Origin of the sequence: Eisenibacter elegans DSM 3317 (assembly GCF_000430505.1) — a bacterium.
Lineage (GTDB): Bacteria > Bacteroidota > Bacteroidia > Cytophagales > Microscillaceae > Eisenibacter > Eisenibacter elegans.
In genome coordinates, this window is the sequence record NZ_AUMD01000020.1 from 90451 (window position 1) to 104428 (window position 13978).

Consider the following 13978-nt stretch of genomic DNA (forward strand, 5'->3'; position numbering starts at 1 on the left):
TACCTTCAAATACTGGTTCTAATCACACCACTGAATATTTTTAGAAAATGGCTTGGAGCTCCAGCTCCGAGCCAAGCTGAGGCCCTACTTGGGGATAATGGCGTAGGTTCTAATCATCCTTCATATCTAAAAATCCCAGACTTAGCAGCCAAATTTGATTTCCTTGATAGATAATCAAGGATTTTCAGTGTGCAAATTTCCCAAACCAATTGTCATTGGGTAACAAGCGCTTACATCTTCAAGTAGATATTGGTCGCTAGGCTGCGTTTTTTCTGAACCGTTCCCACTGTTTGCCATTGGGCTTGTTGATCAGCGGGCAGGCACTGAAAGGTGGGCTCAGTGATGATGAGCGGGGCTTTTAGTTGTGGGATGGGGCGCGTGGCAGGGAGGGTCAGGTCGCCCCAAGCATCATAGACAAAGGGTTTCTGATCGATGTCGCCCATCACTAGTGGGCCGGTATTGACTTCGAGCGTAGCCTGAAAAGAGACTTGGTCGAAAGCTTGGAGCGCAGCCTGTAGTTGTAGGGCTTTGGCTACCAAGCTCGGCACATCTTCTATCTGTGCGGCGGGCAGGGTCGCTGTCAATACAGATGGATCAGGATTGTCGATGGGGTCTAGCGCTAAGTGTTGTATTTGGGTTTTTAGCCATTGTAAGAGTATTTTGGCGTGGCTTTCTTCAGCTTCTAGGGTTTCCCAAATAACCAGCAACACCCCCACAGACTGATGTAGCTCAAGGGTGGGCTGCGTGCGCGCACGGTCTACCTTTTGCAAAATACTTGGCGGCAAGATATAGCGGAAGAGCGCCAGTTGGTCTGTAGCTGTTTGAGGAGGTATCGTGCCTTCCTCTCTTGGCACAGGGATGGGCAGCGGCACTTCGGCGGCGGCCTCTTGGGCTGCTACTAGGGCTTGGTTTAGCCGTTGGGTTTCCATTGTTTGGAGCTGCAGTTGTGCCTTGAGTTGCTCTATTATTTGAGCCTGATTATCAGTAAGTTGGTGCAGTTCGCTCAGGGTTACCTCCTGAGCGCGCACCTCCTGTATTCGTTCTTGGTAGGTTTGTAGTTGGGCTTGAAGTTGGGTATTTTCACTTTGTTGTTGGTTTAGCGCTACCTGAGTGCTTTGTAGTTGCGCTTGCAGTTGTTGCAACAGAACTCCCTCCTCGTTTCCTTGGGTTTGGACCTGTAGGAGTGCTTGGTCAGCCTCAAACTTAGCTTGCAACAAATCATTGAGCTGCAGCTCTGTTTGTTCCAGCACTTGTCGGAGCTGTTCGGCTTCTTCTTTGGCATTCTCTAGTGAGTCTTGTGTATTTTGCAGTTGTTGGCGCAGCGCCTCAATTGTTTGGTTTTCTCCTTCCGAAGCAGCTTGAGCCAGCGCTCGTTGTTGCTCCAAGTTAGTTTGGAGTTGGGTAGCCTGTGTTTCGGCCAGATCAAGTTTGTTTTGTAAGGCTTGCGCCTCATCAGCCAAACTTTGGTTCTTGGTTTGGGCCTCGTGGAGCAACTCTTGAGCTTGAACGCGCTCGTCCCCTATATGTTGAAGCTGGATTTCGGCCTCCTGTAGTTGCGCTTCTAACCCTGCTATGCGTGTTTGTTGTAGGGCAAGGGTTTGTTGTAGTTCTTGGTATTGGCTTTGCCACTGTTGGGTATGCGCTGTTTGGTCTGCCAATGCCTGTGTTAGCTGTTCGAGCTGAGTTTCTTGTTCGGACTGCGTTTGGCGTGTCAGTTCGAGCTGTTGTGTGAGTTGCTCAAGCATCTCTTCTTTTTGAGCCAATAGCGCTTCTAGCTCGGCAGCCTTGGCTACATAGGGGCTTTCATCAAAAGCTTTTTTGGCTTGGGCTTCCAGCTCGGCTTGCTTGACTTCATATTCCTTGCGCAGCAACTCCATCGTTTCGCGTTCAAAGTTGAGTTGTTGCATTTGCGCCTGTAGTCCTTCCTCTAGCGCCTTTATTTCACGCTGGCGGTGCTCTCTGAAGAGCATTTCTTGTACTTTGGCGCTTTGTACTTCACGTTCTTCATTCGAGAGTGCGTCTAGTTCGGCTTGTAGCTTTTGCTCCCGTTCTTGAAGATCTCGGAGTTGGTTGTCGAGGCGCGACTGGTCGGCGGCTAGGCGTTGTTTTTCGCTCAACATCGCCTTATGATTTTCTTCAAAATCAAGCTGTAGACCTTCTAGCTCCTTGCGTTGGGTGGCTAGTTTTTCTTTTTCGGCCTCAAACAGCTTTTGCGCGTTAGCCAGCGCCTCTTCCTGCCGGAGGATGAATTCTTTTTGTTTGGCTATCTGGGCGCGTTGCTGCTCTATGGTTTCTTTTTGTTGGCCGAGGCTGAGTTGTTCTTTTTCGAGGGCTTGCTCACGTTGGTAAGCCTCTTGGCGGCGGAGATCAAGTTGTTGCTGTACTTGCTCTGTTTCGGCGCGGAACTTGGCCAAATTTCGCTCTAGTTGTAGTTCTTTGGCTACAAGGACTTGTTTTTCTTGCTCTATAAAGCGCATTTGGCTACTTAGCTCCTCATCGAGGCGCATCGAAGAAGCCTGCTGCTCGGCAGCCTGAGCCTTGATACTGTCTACTTGGTGTTGGATGCGGATTTTCTCGCCCAACTGCTCTACCTTAAAGACCAATTCTTGGCGTACTACCGGCTTGAGAACCACAGCATCTACATATTGTTGGAAGGTACTGCGGTTTTTTTCTATCTGTCGGCTTTGGGCGATAGCAATGAGTGGCTTTGACAAAAGTTGTTGTTGGGTCAGCAAATCCGTACCCGACATTTCGAGCGTGTCCCAGTCCATCACAATCAGGTCGGCTTCTTTTTTGTGAGTAATCAGCATCGCCATCTCACCTGTGGCCGCATTAAGAATATTGTATTTATTGAGCGCATTGAGATGCTCAAAAATTGCGCTTCGTTGCTTAATATCTCCGTCGATGATGAGGAGGGTCAATAAAGTATCGCCTTGGGTTGTCATGACACGTAGTGGATAAGCTTTTGATATTGGTCTTGGTCGAGGAAGTAGGCCGCTTGAGCAAGGGCTTGCTTCCATTCGGGCGCAAGGGTGTCGTCTATTTGCGCAAGTATATTGAGCACGGCACTGGTTTCGTAACATTCCACTGCTTTGAGCTGTGTAGCAAAGACAGCCAATGCCTGCTTGGTCTCCTCCGAAAGTGCTAAGCTTTCAGGGTCTATGGGTTGGTAGTGGAGCGCATCAACGGTGATGGGCGCAACACTATCGTGGGCAAAGGGCGGTGTGTAGTTTGCCGGAGCTTGGGCTGTAGGCAGGCCAATGCTGATGCGTGTCAGTGGTGGGTCGAGTTCAGATTGCACGCCTACCCTTCCACCTTGGGCTTCGACAGCCATTTTTACAAACACCATTCCTAGGCCACGGTTGCGGGCGGCTCGAGGGGAGAATCGCTCAAATACCTGATTGACAAAGGCCTTGGGAATAGGCTCACCGTTGTCATAGAGTTGTATCCAATAATACCCTTCCTCGGTTACTCCTTCCCAACGGAGTTTACCTTCTTGGGAAGGCAGGTGATGGAGGGCGTTATAAGTCATATTGAACAAAATACGCTCCAATAATTCGAGGTTGCAGTCCACAAATACCTGTGGATCAAGGTTGTTTTCGGCGCTGGCTCCTTTGTCTTTGAGCCAAAGTCCTACTTGGGCGAGGACGTGATTGACAACATAGAAGGGAGCGTGTGCTACTATATCAGTGCCGGCCTTGGATTCGGTACTGGCTCCCTGAAGCGCATAGAGGGCTTGTAGGGCCTGAGTACTGGGTTGTAAGATAGCCGGGATGCGCGCTGTTTGTGCCTCTCGGAAGGTCAACTCCAAGGGTGGGCGCAGTTCCTCGTCGATGGCCAGGTGTAGGCTTTGGTTCTCTTGGCGGCTTTGTTCTAGGGTTTTCTGTACGCTTTTGAGCGTTTGTTGGTACTCTTGCTCTACATTTTGGCGCTCATTAATCAGTTTTTCACTATTGGCAATAATGTATTGCTGTTTGTTGATAAGCGCTTTGGCGCTGCGGCTTCTCCACCAATATACCAAGGCTAAGGGCAGCAACACCAAGAGCAACAGCCCAATCCAGAGCCAATAGCGGCGATTGATGCCACTGAGGCGTTGTTGGATACGTTTTTGTACTTGGCTGAGCGAGTCAATCGATTGGGTTTTTTGTTCGGCCTCACGTTGGAGCTGCTCTAGGGCGCGTCTGTTTTCGACAAGCGCCAGCGAATCGGCCTCAGCGCGTTCGCGGGCGCGCTGGCGCAAGCCCTGTAGCGCTCCCAAGCGCGTGCTTTGGTCTTGGAGTTGTTTCCCCAAATTTTGGTTTTGGTTGCGGAGTCTTTCGTTATCTTGGCGCAGGTTGCGGAGGTCGCTGTCAGAAGCATTGTTGTTGGTTTTGGAGGGGCTTTTGCCAAAATAAGCCTCTGCGCTGAAGCCCTGTTGTTTGAGTCGATCGTATTGATCTTGATACGATTTTTGCAAAATACGGTATTCAGCTGCTTGGTTGTTGTTGTTGGCTTTTTGTGCTTTTTCGGCCAACTGTTCATAACTTTTAGCAATCCCGAGTAAAGATTCCCCGATGTATTTGCCATCAAAAAACTGGTGGTATTCTTCTCCCAATACCAATGCCTGAAAATGATACTCCAGCGCTTGTTCGGGCTGGCTTTGGCGGCTATGTAGGGTGGCTAGGTGTGTGAGGGTCTGACTGATGGGGCGGCGGTCGCCGATGCGCATTTGGGTTTCGAGCAGCTGCTCATATTGTGCTTGAGCCTGTGTGGGCTGGTTTTGTTGTTGGAGCCAAGCGGCATATTGTTGTTGGAGGTCGGCGGTAGCATACCAATCTTGGCTCTGGCTATAGCCACCAATAGCTTGCTGGTAGGCCTGTTGTTTTTGGGCGTTGTTGGGTGCGCTCAAGGCAATAGTATGTGCCAAGGCTGTTTGTAATGCCGGATACTGACGCAAGCGCGGGTCTTGTTGGAGTGCTTGTGCTGCTGTATACGCCTTTTGTGGGTTTTGGCTACTTTGGATAAGTGCCTGCTGTACCTCACAACCCAACACAGAAGCCGAATCGAGTAGCTGTGCAAAGATACGCTGCGCCTGAGTAGTAAACTCTACCGCCTGTATGGGGTTTTGCGTTTGGTAATGTAAGTAGCCCAACTGTTGGCTAGTGCGTGCCTGTAAGACAGGATCCGACAAAGGACGCGCAGCTTCATACGCTTGCTGCGCATAGCGCAAAGCCTGAGTCGGGTTGCTGTAGGCCAGCGTTTGGCTCAGTTCCTGTAACAACGCAATGCGCTGCTCTATATCTTGGGAGCGCGCTAACTGAGCCTGTAATTGTTGTGCGCGTACTTCGCTTAGTTGCTGGGCAGATAGCGGTATTGTTACTCCCATACTAACGACTAGCAGCAAGCTGAATAAAAATATCCTCTTTGAAAAAAGGGATGTAAACGGGGAGCGTGATAAAAATAACATCGGACACTTGGACTTGTACAAACTCTCGGGTCGGTGTTGCGGTCATAAAAATAGAAAGCAAATCTGAATATTGCACCTCGCGCTTATTTTTTTATTCGAAAATTAAAGTGCAAAAGCCAATGATTCTACGAAATATCAAGGTCTGCTATGTGTTGGTAATAACTTAGGACGATTTGCCAGTATCTTCACATTGATTCTTTTTGTTGGTTTTAGAACATCAATTTTCCAAACCAATGCTCCCTGAGAGGCAAGGCCAATCGGCTAAGACTAATTGATGAAAAAGTTTTATCTTTGTTTAAGCATCTACTATGCGTGTAGTATCTCATAAATAACCTGAATAGAGCCTTCCGTGATGTGAAAAACTAACAGGACAAGCCTTATAGAGAAGTCAAATGAATGAGCAACATCAACAATTTTTTGAGAAAGCCCTCGCCATACAAGCCCAGCGGCAAGAGAAGCTCACAGAAGCCGAGAAAAAGGAAATTGCCCTGCAATTAGGCTTTTCGGAAGCCGATTGGCAAGCGGTATTGGCAAGTTTTGAGGCGCATTGGGAGAGAGGGGCGGAGTTTCTCAAACGCCTCAACTATGAGAAAGCCATTATAGAGCTGGAAGATGCCCTCATCATTCAGCCCGAACACGCCGGCACACTGGCAGCTTTGGCGCAGGCGTATTTGGGCGAGTTTCAGAGCAAAAAGCGAAAAAATCTCAAAGAGAAAGCCCTGCAATATGCGCAAGAATGCTTGCGCTACAGCCCCAAGAATCAAGAGGCACATCAGGTGATTGACTTTTTTAACCCCAATCAAATCCGACCATATACGCCTGCACAACCCAAAGCACGCATCAACCCTCCAAGTACTCAAAAAAAGGAAAAAAACCCATTAAGACATATAGGAACAATCATTTGGGGCGGAATGGGTTTTGTCGTTTTATTTGGGCTGTATCTTGAATTTGTAAAACCTAATCATAAAAAATACATAAGTAAATCAACCCAAAAAAAAAACCAAACCCAGCAAAGCGCTCAACAATCAGGCAAGAGCAGCTATACCGCAAAATATGAAAGTCCTCTGGCCTTTGAGATAGCGGCACTACCGCAGGACTTGGCTGCAAAATATCAAATTACACAAAAAGACAGCATCACTTGGCAAGTAAGTAGCCTAAGCAAGACGCCACTCTTGGAATTGAAACTGGTAGAAAACAAATGGTGGTATCCTGATTATGCCGATAAAAGCAAGCCGAGGTCGTATTATGCCGACTTGACACTGGAGCTCAAAACCCTCTGCGACTCTATCCGCTTCGATGCCCTGATTTTTGCCTTCCAAGTATTCGATAAGCAGGGCCAAACACTGCACCAAGAAGACTCTCTGTACATCGAACAAAGGTTTTCTTACGATCGGTTTATGAATATCCCCAAAGATTACTTTTTCCAAAAAGGCGAAAGCAACAATCTGTACTTTCGGCATACCAGCAAAGAAACCGATGTACAAGACAGCAGCCTAAGCCCCAAGAAAATTGCGCTCCACCTCCAAACGCTCCAAACAGCCCCACCTCCAAAGTACAAGGAAAAAGCAGTCAAGATTAAAAATGCACCCCAAGATATTGATATTTTTGAACTAAAGGAAGGCTTTATGGAAGACCCCGGCTCGCCTTACAGCATACACTTTTGGGCTTTGAAAATCCGTAACAATCACGCTAAAAGGGCTGTCAAGGCAATGTTTATGAGCATTCGCTACTACGACAAAGATAAGCAACTCATCACAGAAGGCGGCGATTATCTGATTCATAACCTTACCGAACCCTTGGCTGCAGGCTCGGAAAATGTGTATAAAATAAGAACAAATTTAGGCGAAAATATATATAAAAATCCGCCCGTTGTTGTATTGCCCAAAGACATCGCCTATAAAGAAGTAGCGTTTTCTGTCTTAGAGTGGGAGCGCTAACCCACAGTTGAGCTACGGGTTAGCTAAGATAACGCTTAGCTGCCCGAGCCGCCTAGGTCTTTCTTCATTGCTTTAATCTCCTCTTCTACAATGGCCAAGTATTCTGTTTTAGATACCTGTGCTCCTTTTGTGGGTTTTTGGATATCCATATTGCCGTCATTGGGGCTGATAGCAATGGCTTGAAACGTGCGTTTATCAAACACTAACTCCATAATCAAGCCCGGAAGTCCATAAAAATCCCTAGGGCCGTCTGGTATGTCCAATGCTTCGCTGTACCAAGTAGCAAAGTTTTTGTACACCCCCCTCCCCCGTCATCACCATTGGATATTTTTGGAAAATTAGCTCCGAAACAAGTCGAGGCCTCATTTCAGACCCAAAATGAGACTTAGCCCACGGTTTTAACTATGGGATTTGAAAAATGTCCGGTGAGTATATATTCCGTATATCATTTTGCTAGAATCAACATCATACGACAGTAATTCCGGTTTATGGCAAAATACCGGAGTATTGTATGGTTGTTTTCCTGTTTACTACAAGTTGAGCTAAGAAAAATAATATTGCACAAAATATAGACAACTTTTTTAGGAACTAATTGTGCTGTGGGTTTGGAGTATGATTCAAAATAACCTAGATTCACCTAAAATTAACAATAAAAAGAAAAATCAGGCTCAAAAAATAACTCAAATAATCAATTGAATCTATTTTATAGTAAGTAAAGGTCAAAAATAGAACCATATTCTCATAAACCATCAAACATTATAATACTATGAACAATCGCTGGTTAATTGCATTTTTCCTTCTTTCGCTCGGAGCCTGCTTAGGCTTAGGTTTTTCGGCTCCTTTTCCGGGGCTGACCGAAGGCACACTCAACTCAGGAGATGTAGCGTGGTTATTGACAGCCTCGGCCTTGGTGCTATTGATGACCCCCGGGTTATCGTTTTTCTATGCTGGTATGGTACGGCACAAGAACCTAGTTTCTACAATGTTGCAGAGCTTTATTGCCCTAGGGGTAATCAGCCTATTGTGGGTGGTCGTGGGTTTTGGGTTGGCCTTCGGCAATAGCATTGGCGGTGAGGGCACAGGCATTATTGGCAATCCATTGAGCTATTTTATGTTTAAGGGAGTGGGTATGCAGCCTAATGCTGATTTTGGAGCGACAATACCCTTTGCCTTGTTTGCCCTTTTCCAGTTGAAGTTTGCCATCATTACACCGGCCTTGATTACGGGAGGTTTTGCAGAGCGTATCCGATTTTCGGCTTTCTTGCTTTTTATCTGCCTCTTCTCTATGTTTATCTATGCGCCATTGGCCCATATGACTTGGCATCCGAACGGGTTGTTGGGCAATTGGGGGGTGCTTGATTTTGCCGGCGGCACAGTAGTCCATATCTCTGCGGGTTTGGCGGCCTTGGCCGGAGCTATCTTCTTGGGCAAGCGTAAAGAGCTGGCTCATGCGCCTTCTAATATTCCTTTTGTGCTCTTAGGCACTGGTTTGCTTTGGTTTGGCTGGTTTGGGTTCAACGGCGGCTCGGCCTTGGCCGCTGATGGGGTGGCCGCCAAAGCCTTTATCACCACCAATACAGCCACCGCCGCCGCAATGATGGCTTGGATTTTCTTTGATGGCTTTACAGGTCGCCGTCCTTCAGCCATAGGGGCTTGTGTGGGCGCCGTAGTGGGTCTGGTTGCCATCACACCCGCAGCCGCCTTCGTTACGGTGGGGCAAAGCTTCTTCATAGGCTTCAGCGCTTCCATCATCAGTAACTTGGCTATCCGTGCCATCAAACACTACACTCAGATAGACGACACACTAGATGTGTTTGCTTGCCACGGCATCGGAGGAATGGTCGGAATGGTCATGACAGGCATCTTTGCCGAAGAAGTAGGACTCGTTTATGGCAGTACCACAACCTTTATGTCTCACCTCTTGGCCTTGGTATTGGTATCGGTCTTTGCCTTTGGTGGGTCTTACTTGCTTTATTTCATCACCAACCTCATTATCCCGATGCGCATTACTTCTGACAAAGAAGAAATCGGTCTCGACCTGAGCCAACACAACGAACAGGCCAATGAGCTGATGAGCCGCCTTAGTGGAGTTGCCATCACAACACACGAAGACAGTCCAAAAAGCGAAAAAATTAATGGCACACCACAAACTGCCACCGCCTAACGATACTACAAAGACAAATCATTATCTGAAATCTAAAAACACACCCAAAATAAACAAGTCCTTTTTGCGCACATAGAAGTATGAGAGTAAATCCAAAAAACCGCAGGGTATTGCCTAGCGGTTTTTTAGTTTGTGCAACAGCATACTGATTTATTATCTTGTGAGCCATAAAATTATTTTACTTGAAACTATATTTGGCGCTATCCGCATTGGCGCTCAATACAAATTCGGCTAGGCCAACATTTTTGCCGCTACTGACAACGGAGCTGCTATCCGCAATCGTGGTTTGAGCTTCACTGTAGGCTACTTCTTCGGTCGCTAATCAAGAAAATCACATCTTAGAATAATCTCGCAGCCTCTAGCCATTGTGTTACAGGCTGTTTTTTTGTATTATTTTTTTGCACAGGGCAAATAGGGTGTACTCTGGGTGTAGACCTTTGAAATATCAAACACGGGCACAGCCGCCCAGCATATTTCAAACTTAAACAATTGCACCCTATGCAAACTATCAAAACTTCCGCCCCCACTCTCAAAAACAATCAGCCCTTTACCAAATCTTTGGCCAATACTCCCCTTACCAAACGCGAGCGTGAGATAGCCCGCCACCTAGTACACGATAAGTTAGTACGCCAACAAACGCTCGAAGAGATAGCCGACCGCCTTTGTATCTCCTTCCATACTTTGCGTACCCACCGCGACAATATCTACAAGAAACTCAATGTACACAATACCCGCGAGCTAAAGCAGTGTCTTGAGCAATACCACTTCGACTAAATCTTAACTAGCTTCATTCTTTTTTAACTAGACCATCCTTCAACCAGTTTTTTGAGTGGGGATATTCGCACCCTCTCTGGCCTTCACTATTTGTTAACAAAGGCATAATTTAGCCTTGCTGTTTAAGCTAAAAGGAGCTGTTAACTTGCACACCTAAAAACAACAGTTCCTTTTTCTATTCACCAACGCTTAGACATTAATGAAAAAGCTATTGACAAGGTTGGCTTACCAAACATACTTGGCCAAATCCTTGACCCTATTAGCCCCCCTCGTGGTGGGGCTTTGTTTGTTGCTAGGTGGTAGTGCGCTACTCCAAGCCCAAACCGAAACAATTGTCATCTGGGATTTTACCGGGCAGCCGGGTGACCAAGTAAGCACTGCCGCCAGCGCTACAGCCGATAACATCACAGGGCTTGATGTTACCCGAAGTACCGGACTGACTCCCTCATCGGCTGGCGGGTCTATTAGCGCCTCTAACTGGAACGGTACCAATGACCGTTATTTTAGCTTTGATTTTGTGGTGGCCTCAGGGAAAAAAGTCAGCTTGACCAGCCTATCCCTTGCTACTAGAGCCTCTAACACCGGCCCCCGTGATATGGCCTTGTTGTATAGTGGAGATAATTTCACAACCCCATTAGCGACTTGGCAGCACTCAGGTACTAATTTTAACAACCAAACTATTGACTTGTCAACATTGACTGATTTAACAGGAACGGTTACTTTCAGAATAGTTAGTGTTGGTACTGTTTCCGCCAATGGCAGCACATTGTCTAGTACAGGAACAGTTCGCTTAACGAATAATAACATCTCAAACAATGTTAGCTTCATCGGTACGGTCAGTGATGATGCCGGAGGAGGAACGCCTACCCCTACCCTAGCTGTGAACCCTACCAGTTTGGCTTTTGGCACTGTCAATATCAACACTAACCCCACAGACTTGACCTATGAGTTGACCGCTACTAATCTCACAGAAGATGTAACTATTTCTGTATCAACACCTTTTAGTATTTCAAAAGATGGAGGTGCTACTTTTGCTACTAGCCTTAGCTTCACCCCAGCGGAATTGAGTACTGCTCAAACAATCCGAGTACGTGTTGCTACTGACAACTTAGGTAGCTTTAGCGAAACCATCAGCCACAGTACTAGTGGTGGGGTATCCCGTAGTTTGATGGTTACGGCTACTGTATTTGATCCGCTCAACATTGTCGAAGACTTCAACTCTTCTTGCCCGGCAGGCTTACCCGCCGGCTGGTCGGCAGTCAGTGTAGAAGGAGCTCAGGTGTGGGCTTGTACCAACTTTGGTCGCAGCCCTGCCAGCCCTACTGCCTCCGCCGCTAGCGGGCTGCAAATCAACGGATTTGCTTCAGGCTCTGCACAGTTCAACGAAGACTGGCTCATCACGCCTGCCTATGACCTTAGTGGGTTCAATATTCCCATCTTAGAGTTTTGGAGCAGAGTAGCTTTTAGCGGCCCTCGTTTGCGCTTGTTGGTATCTACTGACTACATTAGTGGAAACCCCAACACTGCTACTTGGACAGCGCTTTCTGACCGCTTTGCGACTGCTGATGTATGGACTTTTTCAGAGGGTATCAACTTGAGTGATTTCAAAACTGCCGGGGTGCGCATCGCTTTTGTGTACAGTTCTTCAGCAGAGAACGGTGCCGCTCGTTGGACATTGGACGATTTTTCACTCCGCAGCGCTGATGTCCCCCCAGCCCCGTTTTTGGTAACCAGCATCGGAAATACTGATTATACGCACTTTGGCAAAGCAGCTGTAGGCGAAGTTAGCAGCCGCACTTATACTTTTACTACTAGAGTAGAAAACGCTACCGATCCTTTGGTAATTCTGGCAGTAGCAGGCTTTGAGTTCTCTAATGATGGAACTAACTTTAGTACCAGCTTGAGCATCCCGGCTAACGAGGCTAAAAATTCTCAAACGATTACTGTGCGCTTCAAACCTACTGCCGAAGGTGCTTTTAGTGGCCCTATCGTGGTGCAGAGTGGTAACCTCAGCCAGCGTGGTGGTTTCCTGACAGGCAGCACTATTCAGAAGAGCGAGACTTTTGATGTTGTTACTTGGAACATCGAGTGGTTTGGCTCTAATAGCAATGGCCCTAGCGATGTGGATTTGCAGCTTCAGAATGTCAAAACCATCATCGAAGACCTCGATGCAGATGTGTATGCCTTTCAAGAAATCACAGGATTAGACAAGTTTTATGAGTTGGCCGATGCCCTGCCAGCCTATGCGGGTTTCCACTCTACGGCGGTTTCTGGTGGCAGCGGTGGCTTTGCGTCTGCCCAAAAAGTTGCCTTCCTCTACAAAACAGCTACCGTAGACACTATCCGTACCCAAGTATTGCTCAAAGGGACAGATGTAAGTACCTTGCCCAACTACCCCGGCAACGACAACAGCCGTTTCTGGGCCAGTGGCCGCCTGCCGTTTATGGTAGAAATTGATGCCAAAGTAGGAGACGAGAAAAAGCGTATGGCGCTAATCAATATCCACGCCCGATCCAATGGCGGCGGTGAAAGCACTGCCAACCCTCGTTATGCAATGCGTAAGTATGATGTAGATGTGCTCAAAGACTCGCTCGACACCTACTTCCCTGACTTGCCTTTTATCATCTTAGGAGACTATAACGACGACCTCGACGAGACCGTAGCCGATCAAAGCGCTGCTACCGTCAACACGAGCGAGACTTCATACATCCGCTACATTCAGGATACCCAACGCTACAAGCCCGTAACTATCAGCTTAAGCAATGCCGGCCTTCGCTCTTTCATTGCTTTTGAGAATGTGATTGACCATATGATGATGTCCAATGAGTTGTTTGATGAGTGGTTGGTCAACTCGGAGCGCATTGTCGTACCTTTTGACTTGGTAAGCAATTATCAGAGTACTACTTCTGACCACTTGCCCGTAAAGGCGCGGTTTGTTTTGAAGACTGCTGCGGCCATCACTACTAAAGCCAATCAGACAATCAGCTTCAGCCTAGGAACTGATAGCCTAAAAACAGTAGGCGCTACACCATTCCAGCTGACGGCTACGGCTACCTCTGGTTTGCCTGTAAGCTTTACGAGCAACAACCCTGCAGTGGCTACTATCAGTGGCAACACCGTTACGATTGTTGGTCCCGGCACAACAATCATTACCGCCACACAGGCCGGAAATGAGCGTTTCAATGCTGCCCCGTCAGTATCTCGTTCATTGACCGTGAGCCTGCCTACTACAGTTACCTCACTGGGGGAATTGACACAAGACAATTGGCTGATGTATCCCAATCCAGTCGTAACGCAGCTCACCCTGCAAGTGCCTGCCGAATGGCAACAAGCCGCCAACACCGTAGTGGTGTATAATGCTCAAGGAGTGGCTTTGCAGCAGCAGACTATCGCTGCCAACCAAGCCAATATCAGCCTTAGCTTTGAGGCGCTGCCCACCGGAGCATATTATCTCATTATCCGCCAAGGCACCAAAACCAGCTTGCAGCGTATACTGAAACAATAGCCTTTACGCGGCTGATTAAAATACCCCCCCTTGCGAGACTTAGGCCTCGCAAGGGGGAATTTGTTTTCCGACTAAAACAAATGGGGCTATCCTCCCACCAATTTTCGGCATCAGAGGGTACTACTAAGCCTTTGAATTACTCGGGCAGTTTG

General features: G+C 47.5%; 7 protein-coding genes. 4 read left to right on the top strand and 3 right to left on the bottom strand.

The genetic code is table 11. The annotated features are described in order from the left end of the window. Positions 1-230: 230 nt before the first annotated feature. Together G499_RS0108030 and G499_RS0108035 are read right to left on the bottom strand one after the other, a co-directional pair. A complete protein-coding gene (locus tag G499_RS0108030) occupies positions 231-2945 on the bottom strand; it encodes a response regulator (protein ID WP_026999519.1) in 2715 nt (904 codons plus the stop codon). Further along, positions 2942-5365 (bottom strand): sensor histidine kinase, encoded by a 2424-nt coding sequence (locus tag G499_RS0108035; RefSeq protein ID WP_035726930.1) that lies wholly within the window; start codon positions 5363-5365, stop codon positions 2942-2944. The genes G499_RS0108030 and G499_RS0108035 overlap by 4 nt, the downstream gene beginning before the upstream one ends. A 473-nt stretch (positions 5366-5838) precedes the next feature. Here G499_RS0108035 and G499_RS0108045 point away from each other — a divergent pair, with 473 nt between their 5' ends. Beyond that, positions 5839-7383 (top strand): hypothetical protein, encoded by a 1545-nt coding sequence (locus tag G499_RS0108045; protein WP_026999521.1) that lies wholly within the window; start codon positions 5839-5841, stop codon positions 7381-7383. A 35-nt stretch (positions 7384-7418) separates the two neighbouring features. Here G499_RS0108045 and G499_RS0108050 read toward each other — a convergent pair whose 3' ends face one another. Further along, complete coding sequence (locus G499_RS0108050; RefSeq protein ID WP_026999522.1) at positions 7419-7682, bottom strand: GLPGLI family protein; 264 nt, start codon at positions 7680-7682, stop codon at positions 7419-7421. Positions 7683-8149: 467 nt separating this feature from the next. Here G499_RS0108050 and G499_RS19185 point away from each other — a divergent pair, with 467 nt between their 5' ends. The 3 genes from G499_RS19185 (at position 8150) to G499_RS19190 (ending at position 13826) form a co-directional block, all read left to right on the top strand. After that, positions 8150-9547 (top strand): ammonium transporter, encoded by a 1398-nt coding sequence (locus G499_RS19185; protein WP_081413705.1) that lies wholly within the window; start codon positions 8150-8152, stop codon positions 9545-9547. A 498-nt stretch (positions 9548-10045) separates the two neighbouring features. Further along, positions 10046-10321 (top strand): response regulator transcription factor, encoded by a 276-nt coding sequence (locus G499_RS0108060; protein WP_026999523.1) that lies wholly within the window; start codon positions 10046-10048, stop codon positions 10319-10321. A 199-nt stretch (positions 10322-10520) separates the two neighbouring features. After that, a complete protein-coding gene (locus G499_RS19190; RefSeq protein WP_051296080.1) occupies positions 10521-13826 on the top strand; it encodes a T9SS-dependent choice-of-anchor J family protein in 3306 nt (1101 codons plus the stop codon). The last annotated feature ends 152 nt before the right edge of the window (positions 13827-13978 follow it).

What these genes read in the sequence shown, in the direction of transcription:
- G499_RS0108060 (WP_026999523.1), top strand. Translation starts at nt 10,046, where the DNA reads ATGCAAACTATCAAAACTTCCGCCCCCACTCTCAAAAACAATCAGCCC.
- G499_RS0108030 (WP_026999519.1), bottom strand. Translation starts at nt 2,945, where the DNA reads ATGACAACCCAAGGCGATACTTTATTGACCCTCCTCATCATCGACGGA.
- G499_RS19185 (WP_081413705.1), top strand. Translation starts at nt 8,150, where the DNA reads ATGAACAATCGCTGGTTAATTGCATTTTTCCTTCTTTCGCTCGGAGCC.
- G499_RS0108045 (WP_026999521.1), top strand. Translation starts at nt 5,839, where the DNA reads ATGAATGAGCAACATCAACAATTTTTTGAGAAAGCCCTCGCCATACAA.
- G499_RS19190 (WP_051296080.1), top strand. Translation starts at nt 10,521, where the DNA reads ATGAAAAAGCTATTGACAAGGTTGGCTTACCAAACATACTTGGCCAAA.
- G499_RS0108035 (WP_035726930.1), bottom strand. Translation starts at nt 5,365, where the DNA reads ATGGGAGTAACAATACCGCTATCTGCCCAGCAACTAAGCGAAGTACGC.